Annotated in this window: 17 protein-coding genes; 9 read left to right on the plus strand and 8 right to left on the minus strand. The window is 63.5% G+C overall.

Annotated features, from left to right (window positions below; translation table 11 throughout):
• Window positions 1-11: 11 nt before the first annotated feature.
• From VGN72_22095 to VGN72_22115, 5 genes are all read right to left on the minus strand, one after another.
• Complete coding sequence (locus VGN72_22095; protein HEV7302044.1) at window positions 12-398, minus strand: hypothetical protein; 387 nt, start codon at window positions 396-398, stop codon at window positions 12-14.
• Window positions 399-529: 131 nt separating this feature from the next.
• Entirely contained in the window at window positions 530-3,223 is a 2,694-nt protein-coding gene (gene topA, locus VGN72_22100) for a type I DNA topoisomerase (protein ID HEV7302045.1), read from the minus strand.
• A 449-nt stretch (window positions 3,224-3,672) separates the two neighbouring features.
• Entirely contained in the window at window positions 3,673-4,572 is a 900-nt protein-coding gene (locus VGN72_22105) for a metallophosphoesterase (protein HEV7302046.1), read from the minus strand.
• A gap of 159 nt (window positions 4,573-4,731) precedes the next feature.
• Complete coding sequence (locus VGN72_22110) at window positions 4,732-4,923, minus strand: hypothetical protein (GenBank protein ID HEV7302047.1); 192 nt, start codon at window positions 4,921-4,923, stop codon at window positions 4,732-4,734.
• 86 nt (window positions 4,924-5,009) lie between these two features.
• Window positions 5,010-5,705, minus strand: coding sequence for a hypothetical protein (locus VGN72_22115; protein HEV7302048.1), 696 nt, complete (start codon window positions 5,703-5,705; stop codon window positions 5,010-5,012).
• A 1,263-nt stretch (window positions 5,706-6,968) separates the two neighbouring features.
• On the opposite strand from VGN72_22115, the gene VGN72_22120 reads away from it, so the two are divergent.
• From VGN72_22120 to VGN72_22145, 6 genes are all read left to right on the plus strand, one after another.
• On the plus strand, window positions 6,969-7,589 hold the full coding sequence (locus VGN72_22120; protein ID HEV7302049.1) for a hypothetical protein: 621 nt from the start codon (window positions 6,969-6,971) through the stop codon (window positions 7,587-7,589).
• Between the two features lie 30 nt (window positions 7,590-7,619).
• Window positions 7,620-8,087: a DUF1493 family protein gene (locus VGN72_22125; protein HEV7302050.1), complete on the plus strand. Its 468-nt coding sequence runs from the start codon at window positions 7,620-7,622 to the stop codon at window positions 8,085-8,087.
• Between the two features lie 944 nt (window positions 8,088-9,031).
• Entirely contained in the window at window positions 9,032-9,574 is a 543-nt protein-coding gene (locus VGN72_22130) for an SMI1/KNR4 family protein (protein HEV7302051.1), read from the plus strand.
• Between the two features lie 147 nt (window positions 9,575-9,721).
• Window positions 9,722-9,889 (plus strand): hypothetical protein, encoded by a 168-nt coding sequence (locus VGN72_22135; protein ID HEV7302052.1) that lies wholly within the window; start codon window positions 9,722-9,724, stop codon window positions 9,887-9,889.
• 415 nt (window positions 9,890-10,304) lie between these two features.
• Window positions 10,305-10,625: a hypothetical protein gene (locus VGN72_22140; protein HEV7302053.1), complete on the plus strand. Its 321-nt coding sequence runs from the start codon at window positions 10,305-10,307 to the stop codon at window positions 10,623-10,625.
• 461 nt (window positions 10,626-11,086) lie between these two features.
• Window positions 11,087-11,434 carry a response regulator gene (locus tag VGN72_22145; protein HEV7302054.1) on the plus strand — a complete coding sequence of 116 codons (348 nt, stop codon included), beginning with the start codon at window positions 11,087-11,089 and terminating at the stop codon, window positions 11,432-11,434.
• 103 nt (window positions 11,435-11,537) lie between these two features.
• On the opposite strand, the gene VGN72_22150 is transcribed toward VGN72_22145, so the two are convergent.
• Entirely contained in the window at window positions 11,538-11,909 is a 372-nt protein-coding gene (locus VGN72_22150; protein HEV7302055.1) for a response regulator, read from the minus strand.
• Between the two features lie 139 nt (window positions 11,910-12,048).
• On the opposite strand from VGN72_22150, the gene VGN72_22155 reads away from it, so the two are divergent.
• Window positions 12,049-12,405 carry a response regulator gene (locus VGN72_22155; protein HEV7302056.1) on the plus strand — a complete coding sequence of 119 codons (357 nt, stop codon included), beginning with the start codon at window positions 12,049-12,051 and terminating at the stop codon, window positions 12,403-12,405.
• A gap of 264 nt (window positions 12,406-12,669) precedes the next feature.
• Here the strand turns inward: VGN72_22155 and wrbA are convergent, their stop codons facing one another.
• A complete protein-coding gene (wrbA, locus tag VGN72_22160) occupies window positions 12,670-13,287 on the minus strand; it encodes an NAD(P)H:quinone oxidoreductase (GenBank protein HEV7302057.1) in 618 nt (205 codons plus the stop codon).
• A gap of 187 nt (window positions 13,288-13,474) precedes the next feature.
• On the minus strand, window positions 13,475-15,712 hold the full coding sequence (locus VGN72_22165; protein HEV7302058.1) for a glycoside hydrolase family 2 TIM barrel-domain containing protein: 2,238 nt from the start codon (window positions 15,710-15,712) through the stop codon (window positions 13,475-13,477).
• Between the two features lie 785 nt (window positions 15,713-16,497).
• On the opposite strand from VGN72_22165, the gene VGN72_22170 reads away from it, so the two are divergent.
• Window positions 16,498-18,117 carry an HlyD family efflux transporter periplasmic adaptor subunit gene (locus VGN72_22170; GenBank protein ID HEV7302059.1) on the plus strand — a complete coding sequence of 540 codons (1,620 nt, stop codon included), beginning with the start codon at window positions 16,498-16,500 and terminating at the stop codon, window positions 18,115-18,117.
• 2 nt (window positions 18,118-18,119) lie between these two features.
• The gene (locus VGN72_22175; protein HEV7302060.1) at window positions 18,120-18,809 is read left to right on the plus strand and encodes an ABC transporter ATP-binding protein; all 690 of its coding nucleotides are present in this window, start codon (window positions 18,120-18,122) and stop codon (window positions 18,807-18,809) included.
• Window positions 18,810-18,822 lie beyond the last annotated feature (13 nt).

The raw sequence follows: 18,822 nt of genomic DNA on the forward strand, positions 1-18,822 counted from the left end.
CGGCCTCTGGATCAGAACTTCACCGACGTGTTGGTCGTTTGGTCGGTGATCTGCAACCCGCCGATGAAGCTCGACTTGCCGAAGGTGTAGCGGTGGCCAGCCTGGAAGTTATACACGACGCCCCACGTCTGGCTGCTGTTGCTGCCGATAGCCTGGATCGTCACTCGCCGCTCGCCCGGTTGCAGGACGACCGAGTTGCCACTGAACGACGACTGGAAACTGTCGACCCGCGCCCCATCGACGTCCGTGACGGCGTACCCGCCGCTCTCACTCTTCAGTTCGACCAAGGCGTTCAACTGACCCAACGGACGCATGTACTTCGGCCGGCCATCGTTGCATGCCGACAAACCGAGGCTGGCAGTCACGAGCAGGATCGAGATCAGACGGAAAAACGTCACAGGTCCACTCCCTTTTCTAAATGCGGATGAGGTTGGTCGGAGGGAGAGTAGCGATTTGTGGTAGGCGTGCAAGAAAACGGCCTCTGTCACGCAGGTGACAGAGGCCGTTGCGTTTGAATTTGAAAAGGCCCTTAAGCCGCGTCTTCCACGTCCAACGGTGGCAGGTCGCCCGGCGTCGAGGCCGTCTTGCCGTCCTTGTTCGCCGTGCCGTTCAGGTCGAGAGCATCGACGAGCTTGGCCGGCACCTCACCCGTGTTCTTGCACTTCGGGTAGCCGCTGCAGCCCAGGAAGTAGCCCCGGCGGCCGCTGCGGATGATCATCGGCTTGCCGCACTCGTCGCAGTCGATGTCCGTCGTCGTGCCGTTGTGGCTCTTGGCGGCCGCGGCGGCGGGGTTGCTGGCGATCACCTTGGCAGCCAGTTCCTGCGCCTTGGCCGACTCTTCGTTCAGCAATGGCAGCAACGCCTCGATCTGCGCCAGGTCCGCACCTGTCAGCTTCTTGGCCATCTTGGTCGAACGGCATTTCGGGAACGAGCTGCACCCCAGGAACGGCCCGCGCTTGCTGTTGCGCAGCAGCATCGGGCTGCCGCACTTCTCGCAGGCCACGGTCGTCTTGATCGGCGCCGGCTTCGGGGGCAGAGGGTTGCCCTCCTTGTCCAGGTTGATGATCATCGAGCAGCTCGGCTCGCCCTTCTCGTTCTTCACCGAATAACCGCTGCAGCCCAGGAACTCGCCGAAGCGGCCCTTGCGCTTGATCATCTCGCGATCGCAGATCGGGCACTTGTGCTCGGAAACCTCGCGCAGCGTCGGCTTGCCCTGAATGTCCACCGGCTGCGTCGTGCCGCACTCGCGCTCCGAGCAAGCCAGGAAGAACCCGCTCTTGCTGATGCGGTACAGCATCTGGCTGGCGCACTTCGGACACTTGTACTTGCTGGGCGTGCCGCCGGCATGCTCGATCTTCCCAAGCGCGCCATCCACCACCGCGTGGAACGGGCCGTAGAAGTCCTGGAGCAGCTTGATCCAGTCGGCGTGTTCCTCTTCCACCTTGTCCAGCTTCAGTTCCATGCCAGCGGTGAAGCCGACATCGAGGATCTCCGGGAAGGCCTGAATCAGCTTGTCGGTGACAATGCTGCCCAGCATCGTCGCGTAAAACCGTCGGTCCTGCTGGGCCACGTATTGGCGGTCCTGAATCGTCTGGATAATGCTCGCGTACGTACTCGGCCGGCCGATGCCCAGCCGTTCCAGTTCCTTCACCAGGCTGGCTTCCGTAAAACGCGGCGGCGACTGCGTGAAGTGCTGCGTCGGATTCAAATCAATCGGGTAAACCGATTGACGCTCCTTCAAATCAGGCAGCAACTGATCTTCGCTCGCCACGCCCGCAACCCGCATGAACCCGTCGAAGACAAGCTTGCGACCCGTTGCGCGGAAGACCGCATCGCCCGTGCCGTTGCCGTTCGTCGCCAGCGTGATTACCGTCTGATCGAACTCTGCATTGCTCATCTGGCACGCGACGAAGCGGTTCCAGATCAGCTGATACAGCTTCGCTTCGCTCTGCGACAGGCGATTGCGCGCCTCGCTCGGCGTCAGGTCCAGGTTCGTCGGGCGGATGGCCTCGTGGGCTTCCTGGGCGCTCTTGTTGCTGCTGCTATAGAAGTTGGGCTTCTCCGGCAGATACTTATCGCCGAACTCGCTCTTGATGTACCCGCGGGCCATGTTGAGCGCGTCGCCCGACAGGTTGGTACTGTCGGTACGCATGTAGGTGATGTGGCCCGCCTCGTACAGCGTCTGGGCCGTGCGCATCGTCTGCTGTGCACCCATGCCGAGTCGGCTGCTGGCCGACTGCTGCAGCGTGCTGGTGATGAACGGCGCCGGTGGACGGCTGGTCGTACGCTTCTTCTCAATCGAGCGCACGGCAAAGTCCGGCGCCTTCTCCATCACGCCGTGAATCGTCGTCAGCTTCTGGGCCGGGCCCTTCGCCTCGGCGTCCTCGGTCGTGTCGACCTTGGTCACCTTCATGCCGAGGATCTCGACCGCCTTGCGGGCATCGTCGGCACTCTTCGGCTCAAACTTCTTCCCCGCCAGTTCAACCAGTTCCGCCGTGAATGAATCGTGCTCGCCGAGCCACTTCTCGCGCTCGACCTTCGACCGCTCGCCGTTGTTCTCTGCCAGGAACTTCGTCCAGTCGCTCGCGATCGTCTTGCTCACGTCGGCGGTCGCCGCTGCGAAGATGCCGGCGATCTTCCAGTATTCCTCGGGGATGAACGCCTCGATCTCCCTTTCGCGCTCCACCACCAGCCGCACCGCCACGCTCTGCACGCGGCCGGCACTCAAACCCTTGGCCACCTTCTTCCACAGCAACGGCGAGATCTCGTACCCCACGATGCGGTCCAGAATCCGCCGGGCCTGCTGTGCATTCACACGGTCGATATCGATCTTCTGCGGCTTGGCGAACGCCTTTTGAATCTCGGCCTTGGTGATGGCATTAAAGATCACCCGCTTGGCCTGATCATCGGGAATGCCCAGCGCCTGCTGCAGGTGCCAAGCGATGGCTTCGCCCTCGCGGTCCAAGTCGGTTGCCAGGTAGATGTCGGGGGCGTCCTTCGCCAGCTTCTTCAGCTCGGCGATCACCTTCCCACGGCTCTGCAAGATCTCGTAATCCGGCACGAACGTCTTCAAATCGACGCCCATCCCCTTGCTCGGCAGATCGCGGACGTGCCCCATGCTGGCCCGGACGACGTAATCGTCGCCCAGGTACTTGTTGATCGTCTTCGCCTTGGCGGGCGATTCCACGATCACGAGATGCTTGCCGGTCTTCTTTTTCGCCATGAAACAACATCCTCAGCAGCCTGATCGAACACCGACCCGACGGCTGTGCCCGCCACCCGCTCGCCCATAACAGGGGGAGGGCAACTAAAGCTATTATCTATACGTATGTCAAGCCGCTTGGTGCGGACCATCCCTCCTCGTCATTCGTAAACGCCGACGAGGATGGCAGTTACCGAAACCACAGCCCTTCCAATCGGCTATACTCCGGCGATTCACTTTCACTTTGTTGTCGTAGAGATGGACGAGGATGGGCAGGAATATACCTCACGCACCTCAGCGCAAGTGCGTTTTTTCGGGTCCCCTCTCCTGGTACCCCGGGGGAGGGTTAGGGTGGGGGCGCATGTGCTTCAATCTGGGCGGCCCCCTCCCTAACCCTCCCCCGCGAGTACGCGGGAGAGGGGACCGTATAACTGCGTCAGGCATGTGATTGCCCGAAGGTGCCCCCCGCCTCACCCCTCGTACGCCCCCACCCACCTTTTGCTCTGATGATCCCGAATCCGCAGCCGCCACCGGCCCGCCGGCATCAACTCCAGAATCGCCGAATGGCTGCCCGGCGACCTTAGCGATTCAATCGCCGACACGTTGAACTGCCGCAACGCCTGCCCGGTCACCTCGTGATCGCGCTCCCACGGGTCGGCCTTGTTCCACACAAGGTCGCCGATGTGCGCGTGCCCGTGCATCACCAGTTTCACGTTCGCCGGCAACGGCAGCATCTGATTCAACAACGGCGACGGTTTCTGCCCGCCCGCAAACGCATAGTGGGCCGCGATCACCACCGGCCCCGCGTACTGCGCGATCGCGTCGCGCAGCCGTTCGTACGTCGCCCGCGTATGCGGATACGCCCCCGCTACCGCTTCCTTCGGCCCGCCATGCGTCGTAAACCACGATCCATCGCTGTCCGCGTGATCACCCAGAAACACCACCAGGTAATCGCCCATCCTTCTCGCGAAGAACAGATCGTCCGTCCGCGGCTGCGTCGCCCACTGTCGCTCGGCGATCGCCCGTTCCCACAGCGGATACCGGTTCCTGCCCGTCTCCCGCCTTAAATCCATATCGTGATTGCCCAGCAGGTAACAGACCGGCACGTCCACCCGCCGCATCTGCTGGATGAAGACTGCCGCCACCCGCTCGAGCGCCGCCTCGTCCGCCCCGCGCTGCGCATCCCCCAGGCACCACGCCGCGTCCAACGGCCCCCCGACCTCCAGCACATCATCCACCGCCGCCGACATCATCGCCTGCGCGATGTCCGGATCGACTTGCTGAATATCCGAATACACCCACACCCGCGCCGCCGTCCCATCGCCCCCCACCGGCAACGCCGCCGCCTCCCGCAGATTCCACTGATCCATGATTGCAATAAACGCCGAGACCCGATCCAACGCAAGCACCCGCTGCGAAGCCCGCCCCCGCTCTCTTCCGTTCGCGTCCGCTCTCCCCCTCTTCTGTAGGACAGGCATTCCTGCCTGTCTGTCACCCCGTCTTCCTCTCCCCCCGTATTCAAAGAAGCATCAAGTGCGCACCTTCCCCACCAGCGTCGCCGTCGGCATCCAGCCGACCTGTTTCGATTGCAACTTCTGCAACCCATCGATAAACGCCACATCCTCCATCACCGCCGGGCGAATCGCGATGTTCCCCTTCGGCGCCGGCGGCGCCTGCCGCGCCGCGACGAGTTCGTTCGAACGAATGACGATGTCAGCCATCACATTTCCCTTGCTAACGCCCAACAAAAAAACGACCGACCGCGGTCTCCCGCGCCCGGCCGTGTACTGCACATCACGGCCACACGTCACGCCGCGATCTTCAGGCTCGCCGCGCCAACGCCACCACCCTGAATGTTGGTGCCGATCGGTACGCTCACGGGGCCCGTCTCGCCGCGGTGGTTGCACCACGCCGCACAGACGTACACCTTCGTGCCGCCCGCCACCGTCTCCGGAAAATCGATCCGGAACTGCGGGCGGGTCGCCGGGCCGGCGAACTGCCAGAGCGACGGGTCGGTCGGGTAGTCCTCGCCGACGAACGTGTACACGAACGCCGACGAGATGCCCTTGCGCTCCTCGACCGTCGTGCTACCGTGGTGGATCTTCACGATCACCGTACGGTTGGCAACCGACACGAAGTCGACGGCCGGCCGGGTCGTCGGCGGCCCGTGGCGCGTGGGCGACTTCCTGGGATAAATTCCCAGATCGCTCTTGAGCGCCAGGCTCACATTTTCGCGGCCGGCAATAGCCATGCCCAAGGCGTACGCGAAGGTTTTGGCCGCGGTGCGAGCCTCGTTCTTCGTGATCACCAGGGACTTGCTACGGTTCGCCGGATCGCAGGCGAGCAGCGCCGATTCAAAGCTGGCTACACGCGTAGCCAGTTCGGTCGCTTCTACCATCGTCACCTCGTAGGTGCCGGTGGACGCGTTTATTTTTCCGCTGTAGCTCTTCAAAGCCGCCAGCAGGTCCCCATCGCGTTGGGGGAAGATGAGCGTCATTTGCATGACATCTCCTAACTCTATATAGCGATTGCGGGCTCTCGCCTGCCGGCCCCACGCCAGCCCCACCGACCCGTGTTACCCCTATAGTCGGCCTGACCGCACCCCCACTTTATTGCACTGCGGCCAGAAATCGGTTTTCCCTCAATATTCGATGGATTGAGCACAGACCCCACCCCGCCGGCGTATGGCCCCTCTCCCGGTACTCCGGGGGAGGCTGGGAGGGGGTCTCCCCTCACCGCCTGCACGCCTCTCCCCGCCCCGACCCGCCCAAGTCCATCCCCCGTCCCCGCCTCAACTTACACTCGCGCCCGCCCCCCACCCCCGCCGCTTCGGCTAGCCGGCCGAACGTCCGCATAATGATTTCTCGTTTACTCTCACGCCCTCAGAGTAACCCTCACGCCCTCCCGTTTACTGCGCAACCCTCCCGTTTTCCCTGCGACCTTCCCATTTACTCTGACGCCCTCCCATTTACTCTCACGCCCGCTCGTTTACCCTGAGCCCGTCCCATTTACCCTGAGCCCTTCACAGTAAACGACACGCCCTCCCATTTACTGCGCGACCGTCAGAGTAAACAACACGCCCTCCCATTAAACGAGAAGCCTCACCGTTTTCTCCCAAGCCCGTCGGGTGGCACAGATTCGTACTCGTACCTGTGCTTCACGACGGCCAACACGCACAGGCAGGAGTACCAGCCCGTGCCACCCGCCGCAGTCGGTGACCCCGAACGCAAGGTGGCATGCCTTCGGGTGTGGATGCGGGTGCCATGGCCACGCGCTCGGGAGACCGTCCGGACGATCAACGCATCGTCCCGCGTGGCCATGATTTCAGCCCCGACCTCAACCATGGCCACGCTCGATCCCCCTCCGCTGATCGACGCGAACCGCCCGCGTGGCCATGCCACCCGCCTGTGGCACCCAGCAACAACAATTTGATTGCGGGTAGAGATTTGGCGACATATCCTGCTCGGGGCCGTGGATAATACGTCTACGGAGACGATTTAATTGTAGTTATGCAGCGGGGGCAATCATGACTCGCACATCGTTTCTCATTGTCGGACTCGTCACCGCTGCCGTCGGCTGTGGAGATCGTTCGTCTAGCCCACGAAGTCCCGCGGCGACAGCGCCCTCATCAGCCGAAGCCGCGTCCACGTTACCTTCGACGACGCAATCTCCCTCGGCGATTCGCTGGCGGTCGCTCCCGTCGCCTACACCCGAAGAATACGCGCGAATCGTCGATGCGTGCATGAACTACACCCCCGCTCCTGACATGATTGTCCTCACTCAAGACGGGTACGAGGGCGATCGATTGCGGTTGAAGCCGCCGAACGCGAACTACCGCATTCCTGATGGCGGCGGGACGACTGCGTTCGCGCCACCGGAATGCGAGGCGCTCAACCCTACGCATCCGATGAGCGGCATCCATCGTGCCGGTTGGTACGGCTCACTCATCTTCATGCATGCCCGCAAGACGCCCGACAAGCGCGAGCTGCTTGCGGTGGTAACTTGGCCACACTACAGCGGGTCGTACGGCCTTCGCGTGACGTTGGTCGAGTTGGACCGAAACGACCCTGGCAAGCGGCGCGCGGTTACGACGTTCGCCGTGCCTCGCGGGGCGCTGCTTGCGGCAGACGATCCGCAGCCGGGAATTGGCGTTGTTCAGCAGTTGCGGTTCTTCGCCGGGCAGCCTGACCCGAAAGACGAATCGGCGTGGACAATTCGCTACACCGTCGCTGCTGATCGAAATGCGAAGGCGCTGCCCGGGTTGATCCAAATGAAGCTGGCGGGTGAGCCGGAGTTGGCAAAGGACGATTGGCCAATGCGGCACCAGGGAAAGGTGCCGATGCAGATCTCGGTGCACCGTCCGGACGGCACAGTCTGGACGAACTGACGGCGGTCCGGCCCGCTGCATAACCCGGCAATGCAACGGACCGTGCCGGCGGTACAGTTACTGGTGGACTGGAGCCGCGCTTGCGCCGGCCCGGCCGTTGATCGCCACTACGTTATCCACCGCATGCAGTCGCTCTACGATCGAGTCGTCGCCTTCGTCGCAAAGGAGCGCGCGGTACGCGCCGATCGTCTGAAGCCGGAGACCACCCTGTTCGGTGACCTCGGCACGGACGGCGATGACGGTATCGAGTTGTTGGAGGATTTCGCTCGCGAGTTCCAGGTAGATATGAGCGGCTGCGACGCGAGCCGCTATTTCGGTCCCGAAGGGTTGCCGCTTTGGTTCCTGTTCGACTGGATCATCCTGGCCTTCCGTCGGGGCACGCCGGAAGAGCGAGCACGGTTGCAGCCGATTCGGATCGCCGAGCTTGTTCGCAGCGCAGAGTTGGGCCGCTGGGCGGTGGATAACCCGCCGCTGGAGCGGACCGCGGCGGCGGTATAGTCCTCTTGCGGTCGAGCGTCCGCGCGTGCGCCGCCGCGGCCGTTGATCGCCACTACGTTATGTTGCTCGGGAGGCGGAAAAGGGGTCACGTCTGATTTTCCTTGGCGTTGATCGGCGCCGTCGATAGCATCGCACGCATGGCGCGGGGACTACGGCCGGCGGCGGGCGGGGTCATCTACCACGTCCTCAATCGCGGCAACGCGGCGGGTGGCATGTCCTTCGAATGTGGGTGCCATGGCCACGCGGGGGGAGACCGTTGGATGATCGGATGGACGTCCCGCGTGGCCATGTCTTTCGTTCGGACTAAGACATGGCCACGCTTCGAACGCTTCGGCTGACGGGCGCGATCGGCAGGCGTGGCCATGGCACCCATCCCACCGGCACCCGCCGGGTGGCATGTCCTTCGGAAGTGGGTGCCATGGCCACGCGGTGGAAGTCCGTTGGATGATCGGATGGACGTCCCGCGTGGCCATGTCTTTCGTTCGGACTAAGACATGGCCACGCTTCGACCGCTTGGGGCTGACGGCGCGATCGGCCGGCGTGGCCATGGCACCCGCCGTCGGTCACGGCACTCCACGTCATGGTTTGGGTTTTCATCAGAGGGTCGGCAAACCCTCGCGGTCGATCGGCAGGGGGCCGGTTCGAACGCCGGCGTAGCCTCGTAGGGTCCGCTGGTACTCCTGCGGACCATTTCGCCGGGTGCCACAGGTCGCGGTACGCCGAGACCTGTGTCTTCTGTCACAGATAAGACACAGGTCTGCGAGTACGCCGACCTGTGGCACCCGGCTAACTCAAAACCAGAATACGGGAAGGGCAACAGAAACAGTTTGGCGTGCAATAGCGGGTGGGGTAACCTCTTAATGAACGAATCAGGGCAGGAGCCGGTTTCCTGCTATCTGGTTCGCGAACCAGATATTGAGATGTTATTCAGCGGGAGCACCACCATGCATGACGTGCTGCGACGTCTGCACGAATATGTGACGGAACACCCGCAGACCGCGGTCTTCGACCCACCTGCGAGCGACGCGCAGATCGCCGACGCGGAGCAGGCGCTGAAGCTGCCGATCCCCGACGAGTACAAGGCGCTCCTTCGCCACTTCGACGGCGGCTTTCTCATTCGAGGTCGGACGCGGAACGACTGGTTCGGCAAGGAGCCCGAAGCCTGGAACAGTAACCAGTTGATGGGTTGCACGGGGCTGAGCTGGGCGACCGACGCGCTGAAGGACATGTACTGGATTGATCTCGACGTGCCGTGGGAGCACGTTGGATTCTGCCACACCGAAGATCAGCAGTTCCTGGCTTTCGCGCCGCCGAGCCACCAGTCGCCCGGTGCCGTCTTACGAGTCATCGAGGGCGAGATGCCGCCGAACTGGACCGCGATCTACCCGACGTTCGCCGCGTTTCTCGATGCGTACCTGCTACTGGAGGGTCACCGCGACGTCGCTTGGCCAGACTTCCGCGGTGTCGGCGGCACGGCCGCTGAATAACCAGCCGCTGGAATGGACCGGCCCGGCGGAACGGTCCTTTTAGTTTGAAGTGTGGTCGGTGCCGGGCCGGCCATTCAACGTCGGTCCGGTATCCCACAGATGGCTTTCGATGACAGACATACCGAGCCACTGATACTGATCGCGTGCGTGGCATTCGTGCTCGCGGTCGGATTGCCGTTCGTTAACAACCGCGGGTGGTCGGGGTTCAACGTCCTGACGGGCGTCGCCATCGGCATCGTCACGTTGATTTTCCTGATCGGTTTGTGCTTTGGCGTGAACTGGATGCTGGAGCGGTGGACGTCTCGAAAGAAATAGGCGGGTGGCACAGGTTGGGTACGCCCAACCTGTGGCATTGATCTGCTGACGATGCAATTAAGGATCGGCGACGATGCCGGGCTCTACTCCGATAACACAGGTTGCGAGTACACAACCTGTGCCACCTGCCAGTGAACGGCAATCCGTTATGCGGCGGAACCTATTGAACATCGTGGCGGTCGTTTCGGCATTGCTGTGCGCGGCAAGTGTCGTTCTTTGGGTGCGGAGTCATTGGCGTTCCGACTCGATCGAGTATGGCTCCAGCTTGAACGCCGACCACGCGCAGACAACACGAACGGTCGTATCGGAACACGGTTCGATCCAATACGCGCGGGCACGCATGGAGTATCGATCACCACCCGCTCGGTTGGAGTGGAAATCAGGATGGCGAATCGCGTCCCTCGCTGTGGACGACATGTACGACACGCCGGAGGAATTTGCCCGTCGCTGGGGCGGCAGCGAGTTCCTCGGCTTCGCCTACGTGGGCCTTAGCCAGACTTCACCTAACACGGGCCCGTGGCAGCAACGGTACCGTTCCACGCAGGTGATCGTCCCGCATTGGGCGGTGGCACTTTTGCTGGGCATTGCCCCTGCGTGCGGGCTGTACGGTTGGTTTCGCCGTCGTCGCCGAGTTGCTGGAACGTGCTTCAATTGCGGCTACGATCTCCGGGCGACCCCTAAAGGCTGCCCCGAATGCGGCACCGTGCCGGAACGCTCACCCCCGACCGCCGCATAACCAAACGACTATGAATCCCGTTTGGGGTCAAGTGTGAAGTTGGCGCGCACCGCATTTGTGCTTCCTCTTTCACAGACGCATTTCTCTTCCGTGGTTGGCTTTGCGGGGCGCGTGCCTTGGCGGCCGGTGCGCTTCAGACGACTGTTCGATGGTCATCCCGTTGCGCGCTCTCGCGCTCGGGGAGCCTCATTCACCCGGTCCCGTAGGGGGTTCTTCAGCACACGGCTTCCCGGCGCGGACGACGTGTGCTGAAGCACGCCCTACCGAACTTCTGCACCCGTGGGCCATCTTCAGGCGCTGCCGGGGGATTCATTTGCATTGGTCAGGGATTAGGGGTTCCGCCGGGGCCGGGCGTGCGTTAGGATGATGTCGTTCGTTGTCCGCTCAGCCCGACCCTCATCATCGCCCACCGGTTGATCCTGGTTTGCCTGATTGCCTTTGTTTAAGGTGCAGGTAAACGCATGGCCAGCCGTAAGCATGTTCTGATTATCGAAGACCACGACGACAGCCGCGAGCTGCTGGCGGGGTTACTGCGCCGCGAGGGGTTCGAGTTGCACGCGTACGACCGGTGCGAGGGGGCCGAGCGGCACCTGGCGGCGGGCGACATCGACGTGGCGCTGCTCGACGTGCGGCTGCCGGGCCGCGGGGGGGACGACTTCGGCAAAGAGCTGCGGGCGCGAAGTCCGAGGACGATGATCGTGTTCATCACGGGCGAACCGGAGATCGCCCCCTTGAAGGCGGCCGTGCCCGATAGCTTCGTGATTCGCAAGCCGCTCGACGTCGCGGTGCTGCTGCAGTTGCTGGCCTGATTCCACACGGAAGAGCGGCACGGGGCGATCCGTCCGAACCTGCTGGACGATCACGCCCAACCTTGATCCCCTGACGCCGGCGCCGAGACGGCGGAACGGGACGTCAACAGTGCTTTTTGAGGAGGCTGACGATCTGCTCGATGTCGTAGGGCTTCGTCACGTGGCTGAGGAATCCCGCGGCTCTTGATCGAGCTTCATCTGCCGGGTAGGCGTGTCCCGTGACGGCGATTCCCTTGATGCGTTGGTCGACGGGCCTGCGGTCGTGGATCTGTTTGATGAGGTCGCAGCCGTCGCCGTCGGGCAATGCGAGGTCGCAGAGCAGCATGTCGAAGCGGGTGGCGTCGAGCTTTGCGATGGCCTCCTCGATGCTGCCCGCGGTCTGGACATGCCAACCAGGGGTGCGGGCAAGCAGCCGTTGCAGCATCTCCGCCGAGTCGGCGTGGTCCTCGACGACTAGGATGTTGCAACTATTCATGTTCAGCCCGCTTTCTGGCGAAAGTCTACCACGCCTTGGGCCAAGGTGGTAAGGGAAATGGCACACCGATCTTTTGGGAAATCCGACATTGTCGAAACCCACAAGCTGTGTCACAAGGGGATATCCCTGAGGATGTACCATGATAGTAATCGTCGACGACCACCCGGACATCTGCCGAGGCATCGAGCTAACGCTCAGGCTATCGGGCTTGCCCGCACGATGCTTTTGCGATCCCTTCAAAGCGCTCGTCTTTGTTCGGAAGGAACGCCCGACGCTGCTGCTGCTGGACATGATGATGCCCGGGATGAGCGGCATTGAACTGCTGACGGCGGTACGGGCCGAGCCGAATTTGCAGGGCCTACCGGTGGTGATGATGTCGGCCTGCCCCACCGAACGGGCCGTTGCCGACGCTGCCCGGCTCGGGGTCGGACTCGTGCTGAGCAAGTGCAATTTCGAGTGGAGCCAGTTGCCGAAGCTGATCAGCCGGTCCGTCTAGGCAAGACGGGTGGCACAGGGGGATATTCCAGACTTTGGGGGTCCATCAGTGCACGTCGCCGGCTCCGGTGGTGGGCGGACGGCCGCCGCGGCCTTCCTACGGCGGCCGTCTGGTCTTCACACGTGTAGCTTTTAGATCCGGGCCAAGGCGCGCCGTTCCCTCTCCCGGATGCGTTGGGAGCGGACTGGATTTATCCCATACCTATCGGGATGAGGGGCCGAACGTCTGGTGCATCGCTGGGCACACGAGTCCGTTTCGCTCGACCTACTTCCCTGCGAGTTTCGCGGCCAGCCCGGCGACGTGTTTGCCTTGGAAGCGGGCGATCTTCAGTTCGTTTTCGCTGGGCATGCGTTCGCCCTTCGGGCCGGTGATGGTCGATGCGCCGTACGGCGTGCCGCCGCTCATCTCGTCGAGCGTCAGCAGTTCCTGCGCCGCGTACGGTACGCCGCTGACGACCATGCCTTGGTGGTAGAAGAACGTGTGGAGGCTGATGAGCGTCGTCTCCTGCCCACCGTGCTGACTGGCGGTGCTGGTGAAGGCGCTGCCGACCTTGCCGATGAGCGCGCCGTTTTGCCAGAGGCTTCCGGTGGAGTCGAGGAACGCCTGCATCTGCGCCGTCGCGCTGCCGTAGCGCGTGCCGGTGCCGAGGATGATCGCGTCGGCTTCGGACAGGCGCTTCGCATCGGCCTGCGGCACCTGGGCGAACGCCTTCTTGGCCTCGGTCGCGCCCATCTTGGCCAGGATGTCGGCCGGTAGGGTCTCGGCGACCTGATAGACCTCGACGTCCGCGCCCGCCCCGCGCGCGCCCTCGGCGATCGCCTGTGCCATGTGATACGTGTGACCGTACAAGCTGTAGAAAATGACCTGAACCTTCGCCGGCATAAATGTTCCTTCCTGGTTATGCGCGCGACTCGACGCGCGCTCGGAGGGACTCTAGCACGGTCGGTCGCAGGAAACTCGCGAAAATGATAGAGATCGGGTGCGGGCGTGTCATCGGCGTTGCGGTAAGCCGTATCGGTGCTCCAAAATATGATTCTGGCGCGTTCGCAGTGCCATATGTGCTGCCAATCTACAGGTTCATCGTGCGCGTCGCGCTGCTGGCCACGCGTGGCGTGGAACGATACGCGAGGCGATAGCGTGAATCGTAAGCGCCGCCGCCATCGCGCACGCGAAGCAGCAAGTCGAACGTTGCGCCGTTCAGGTACGGCAGGCGCACGCCGACGCGCGGGCCGCGCAGGTTCGTGTTGGCGGGCAGTTCGGCGTAATCCCAGCCGAGCAGCAGCGTCTCGGTCCCTTCACTGGCGAGGAACGCCTCGACGCGACCGGCCGGCACCGACTGCGGCGCGTCGGACAGCATCCACAGTTCCGGGTCGAACCACTCCCCTTCGCGCCACAGGTACTTGCTGATGCGCGCGCTCGCCAGCACGGGCCGCAACGCTTCGGCGACCGCCGCCAGCGCCGGCTTGGGCTTGCACGGCCACGACAGCAAACTGTTGTTGGCGGCGGTGGGCCACGGTTCGTTAAAGCACCAGTTGAGCGCCATCGACGCTGCTGGCTTTTGCCGCCGCGCTTCCTCGAACAGGCCCTTGTACCCTTCGGCCTGCAGCAGTTGCCCCTTGGCGACGAGGTCGGCCAGCGAATCGCTTTCGCCGAAGTACATCTCGATGAGGCCCATGTTCAGCCACGCGTCGGCCTCCCACGCCTTAAACGCGTGGTGCGATTCCCAACTGGTTCCGGCGCGCGGCGGGAACAACTCGTCGGCCGGGATGATCGTCTTCAGCGTCTCCACATCGGCCGGGCCGGGCATCCCGAACTCGGTGTAGGCCGTGTGGTTGGCGTTCTGAAAGAGCGACCACGCCTCGCCATCCCGCGCGTCGCGGAACGTGTAGTGGCCGTGGCCCATGCCGAAGACGGGTGAGGTCGGCAGGAACGGCCGCTGCGGGTCGTAGTCGTAGCAGTTGCGGTTCAGCAATCGCAGCGCGAGCGATTGGTCCGTCATGCCCGACCACGCGTTGAACAGCTCGTTTCCGCCGCACCAGATCACGACGCTGGGATGCCCGTAGAGCGCGCGAAGGATCGACCGCGATTCCTGGTCCAGCACGCGCAGGTACGCCGCATCGTCCGGATAGTTATTGCAGGCGAGTGGGAACTCCTGCCAGACCATGATGCCCATCTCGTCGCACAAATCGAAGAACGCCCGTTTCTGTACCGCGGCCCCGCCCCACATGCGCAGCAGGTTCATGTTCGACTGCTTCACGAGCGTCAGTTGCTCGCGATAGGTGTCGTCGGTCACGGCGCCGTGGAAGATGTCGGGCCCGACCATGTTCGAGCCCTTTCCGAACACGGGCCGGCCGTTGATCTCCAACTGGATGGGTGCCGTGCTGCGCCCCTTGGGAAATCCCGATGGCTCGTCCCAGGCGCCCGCGTTCATCACGAGCCTTACCCGCCGAAAACCGATGCGCGACGAACGCGCGTCGACGACCTTGCCTGCGTCGTCCAGCAGTTCGACCACCGACGTGTACAGCACCGGCTCGCCCTGATCGTGCGGCCACCACAACTTCGGCGATTCGATCGTGGCGTTCAGCGAAAGCCAGTCGCCTTGCGAAGTGGCCTCGTGGCTAACCACGACAATGCCCGCCGCGTCGGTCACTCGCCATCGCACGCGCGCCGCGACCTGTGCGGCCAACTCGACACTCAATCGCACGGCAACGCTGTCCAGCGCATCGTTCAACGTATACGACAGACTCGGTTCGCGCAGATGCTGCCGCGGGCGCGTCTCGAGATACGCCTCCTTCCAAATGCCCAGCGGGATGATGCGCGGATGGAAGTCCCACCCATAACTGACCGCCGGCTTGCACGAGCGGTTGGCCTGATCGCGATTCTTCCGCTCGGCGTCCGGGTACGACTTAGGCGCCGGAAACACCCGCACGTACAGCGTCGCACCGGCGGGCGCATGATCGGTCAGGTCGATCTCGATCGGCGTAAACATCCCCTCCTGGTCCACGAGCACCCGATCGCCCAGCAACACCTGACAGCGATAATCCACCCCGCCGCAGATGAAGATCAGCCGCTGGCCGTCCTGCAAGGCCACCTGAGGCAGCACCGTTCGGTACGTCCAGAAGCGATCTTCCAGCCCATCGTACTGCCGCCAGTTCTCACCGAACACGTGCGTCGGCCACCCTTGCGCACGAGCCCAGTCCAACTGAACCGCGCCCGGCACGACGGCGTCGATCCAGTCGGTCGGTCGATCGTCCTGCGTCGCGTGCGCCGCCACCTGCCAAGTCAGTTGCGTTCTCGGTTGCTGCATCTGCCGTCCTGTTCCTGTGCCTGTGAGTGACCGATCTCCACCGCCATCTTGCGCGAAGCAGGAACAATGATCGAGTTTCAGGAAGGGAAGCGCCTCGCGTTGCGCGAGCTAAAGATCACCTGCCTGCGATGCGTTCAGTTGTCCGTAGCTTGAACGCAACGATCAAATCGTCAGCTCGTGCAAGAGCAGGTCGCTCGAAATGCTGACGACGCGCTAACCCGGGGCTATCCGCCGCCGCCGTGTACAAGCAGCGAGCGGGGGTTCTGGGCGCCTGGGGCACATTGGAGATTTGATTAGAGTGGGCTTGACCAGAGGACCGTGCTATAATCTGACAGGTGCGTTACGTCGTTTCATACCTCACGCTATTGGCAGTGATGCTGACGAGCATTCACGTAATGCAACAGTCGCAGAATCCGTCGCTAGCGTGCCAGCAACAGACATCGCAGCCACAGGAGGCGATGGAAGACTGTTGCGATGCAGCTGCTGCCCGCGACTCCGGGCCGCAGGATAGTTCGACCGCATGCGACGATGGTTGCCTCGCGTGCGTATGCTGTAAGTCGGCCTCTTCCAGCTTGGTTTTGGCCGTCACCCTCTTGACCATTCCGGATGCGTCAACTGACGAACGTGCTCATGTAAGGCGCCTCGACCAGCACGCGTGCCCATCGCTACTGCCTTCCGTGCCCCCGCCACGAGCTTAGGGAACTGATCACGTGGATAACTGCCGCCCGATGAATGGGTGACGGTTTGAGCGTTCATTGAAGTTCTTCAGAGCCCAGGCCCCCATCATGGTTCCCGATGACACTGCGACCGCCATGCGGTCGCTCAGCCACCCCAACGGTTCTGCGCCTGCCGCAGTCCCGATGCGGCCGTACCCGTGGAAGACGCGCATCGCCCTGCCTGCGATAATCGCGCTGGCCGTCCTGGCGGCCACCGGTTGGTCCGCGCGCGACGCGGTGTTGCCGGCGACCGACGTTCGGGTGATCCCCGTTGTCCTCAAGCCGGTCAGCGAAGCAAGCCTGCCACCGGCAGCAGGCACAGACGCAAAGGCGAACAGCGCGGGCAGTGGCGTCATTGCGCAGGCGGCGGGATGGGTCGAGCCCGACCCCTATGCGGTGGCGGTGCCCGCCTTAACTGACGGCATCGTGCGCGACGTGCTGGTGCTCGAAGGAGATCGCGTGGCGGCTGGCGATGTCATTGTCCAGCTGATCGACGACGACGCGAAGCTCGCGGCCCAGCGGGCGGAGGCGGAGCTGGCTTCGAAGCGGGCCGAGCTGCAAGCGGCGCAGGTGCAGTGGGATAACCCCGTCGAACGCGAGCGGGCGGTCGCCGCATCGAAGGCGGCATTGGAGGAGTCGCGGGCGGAGTTGTCCAAGATCGATGCCGACGTCGCAGCCGAACGTGCGCGGGCCGCGGAGATGGCCGACCTCGCCGCCCGGCTCGAGCAGCTCGTGCCGCTGCGTGCGTCGGCCGAGCAGGAACTGGTGTCGTTGCGCTTCAAGCTCGAGGCGCAGCAGGCCGTGGTGAAGGCGACCGAGGCCCGTCGCCCGGTGCTTGAAGCCTTGATCCGCCAGAAGGAAGCAGAGGTCGCGGCCGCCGAAGAGAACGCCAAATTGCGAATCGAGGAGGCGCGCTCGCTGCAGGCGGCCAAGGCCGACGTCGCGCAGGCAGAGGTGGGCCTTGCTGAGGCAACGCTCCGCCTGTCGCGCACCGCAGTACGTTCACCGTCGGCCGGCGTGATCATGAACCGGTTGGTGGAACCGGGCAGCAAGCTGATGGCCGCGATGGACTCGCCTCAATCGTCGTACGTCGCGCGCCTCTACGAGCCCGCGAAACTCCAGGTGAGAGTGGACGTCCCACTGGCCGACGCGCACAAGATCGGCGTCGGCACCCAGGCGGACGTAACGGCCGAGGCGCTGCCCGGCCGCACCTTGCGCGGTGAGGTGACGCGCGTGGTCAACGAGGCGGACCTGACGAAGAACACGCTCCAGTTCAAGGTGCGGATCGTCGACGTCACGGACGCCCTAAAGCCCGAAATGCTCGCCCGCGTGAAGTTCCTTGCAACCACGCGTCCGGCACCAACGACCGCAACAGCGATTGCCGGGGCGCCCGGTGCGACGGGTGGATCGCACCTGCCGTTCGTTCCAGACCATCTCATTAAGCGCGACGGCCAATCAGCGTCAGTGTTAATCGCCGACCGGGACCGCAACCTCGCGATCCGCCGCCCCGTGACGCTGGCATCCGCCACCGAAGCCGGATGGGTCGCGGTGAGCGCCGGAATTGCTGCCGGCGCGGATCTCATCGCCGAGCCGAACGCGGTCGCGGACGGCGCCCGCATCCGGATCGTCGGCGAGGCATCTGCTACGGCGGTCGACGATGGTCGTTCCCACGGAAAGGATGGGCACTAGCCATGGCCTTTATCGAATGCAGAGGACTGACGCGCGAGTACCGCCGTGGCGAGAACGTCATCCGTCCGCTGGACGGATTGGACCTCGACATCGAGTGCGGAACATTCCTGGCCCTGATGGGCCCGAGCGGCAGCGGCAAGACGACGCTGCTGAACCTGATCGCCGGCATCGACTCGCCCACCTCCGGCACGCTGGTGATCGGCGGGACCGAGATCGGACGGATGAGCCGTTCCAAGCTTGCCACCTGGCGGGCAACGAACGTTGGGTACGTCTTCCAGCTCTACAATCTGGTGCCGGTGCTGACGGCCTACGAGAACGTCGAGCTGCCGCTGTTGCTTCATCCGTTGTCGCGCAAGGCGCGACACGAACGGGTGACGACGGCGCTCGATCTGGTCAGCCTGACCGACCGACACGATCACTTCCCGCGCCAACTCTCAGGCGGGCAGGAACAGCGGGTCGCGATCGCCCGCGCGATCGTTGGCGATCCGACGATCATCGTCGCCGACGAACCGACGGGCGATCTCGATAAGGCATCGGCATCGCAGATCATGGACCTGCTCGTGCGGTTGAACCAGGACCTGGGCAAGACGCTGGTCATGGTCACGCACGACCCGAAGTCGGCGGCGTACGCGAGGCAGGTCCTCCATTTGGAGAAGGGTCGCCTGGTCGAGCAACCGGCGATGGCCCATTAAACCGAAAGTGTCG

Source organism: Tepidisphaeraceae bacterium (genome assembly GCA_035998445.1).
Lineage (GTDB): Bacteria > Planctomycetota > Phycisphaerae > Tepidisphaerales > Tepidisphaeraceae > DASYHQ01.

What these genes read in the sequence shown, in the direction of transcription:
- VGN72_22105 (HEV7302046.1), bottom strand. Translation starts at nt 4,572, where the DNA reads ATGGATCAGTGGAATCTGCGGGAGGCGGCGGCGTTGCCGGTGGGGGGC.
- topA (HEV7302045.1), bottom strand. Translation starts at nt 3,223, where the DNA reads ATGGCGAAAAAGAAGACCGGCAAGCATCTCGTGATCGTGGAATCGCCC.
- VGN72_22145 (HEV7302054.1), top strand. Translation starts at nt 11,087, where the DNA reads ATGGCCAGCCGTAAGCATGTTCTGATTATCGAAGACCACGACGACAGC.
- VGN72_22115 (HEV7302048.1), bottom strand. Translation starts at nt 5,705, where the DNA reads ATGCAAATGACGCTCATCTTCCCCCAACGCGATGGGGACCTGCTGGCG.
- VGN72_22125 (HEV7302050.1), top strand. Translation starts at nt 7,620, where the DNA reads ATGCAACGGACCGTGCCGGCGGTACAGTTACTGGTGGACTGGAGCCGC.
- VGN72_22140 (HEV7302053.1), top strand. Translation starts at nt 10,305, where the DNA reads ATGTACGACACGCCGGAGGAATTTGCCCGTCGCTGGGGCGGCAGCGAG.
- wrbA (HEV7302057.1), bottom strand. Translation starts at nt 13,287, where the DNA reads ATGCCGGCGAAGGTTCAGGTCATTTTCTACAGCTTGTACGGTCACACG.
- VGN72_22120 (HEV7302049.1), top strand. Translation starts at nt 6,969, where the DNA reads ATGATTGTCCTCACTCAAGACGGGTACGAGGGCGATCGATTGCGGTTG.
- VGN72_22170 (HEV7302059.1), top strand. Translation starts at nt 16,498, where the DNA reads ATGGTTCCCGATGACACTGCGACCGCCATGCGGTCGCTCAGCCACCCC.
- VGN72_22165 (HEV7302058.1), bottom strand. Translation starts at nt 15,712, where the DNA reads ATGCAGCAACCGAGAACGCAACTGACTTGGCAGGTGGCGGCGCACGCG.
- VGN72_22130 (HEV7302051.1), top strand. Translation starts at nt 9,032, where the DNA reads ATGCATGACGTGCTGCGACGTCTGCACGAATATGTGACGGAACACCCG.
- VGN72_22150 (HEV7302055.1), bottom strand. Translation starts at nt 11,909, where the DNA reads ATGAATAGTTGCAACATCCTAGTCGTCGAGGACCACGCCGACTCGGCG.
- VGN72_22175 (HEV7302060.1), top strand. Translation starts at nt 18,120, where the DNA reads ATGGCCTTTATCGAATGCAGAGGACTGACGCGCGAGTACCGCCGTGGC.
- VGN72_22155 (HEV7302056.1), top strand. Translation starts at nt 12,049, where the DNA reads ATGATAGTAATCGTCGACGACCACCCGGACATCTGCCGAGGCATCGAG.
- VGN72_22110 (HEV7302047.1), bottom strand. Translation starts at nt 4,923, where the DNA reads ATGGCTGACATCGTCATTCGTTCGAACGAACTCGTCGCGGCGCGGCAG.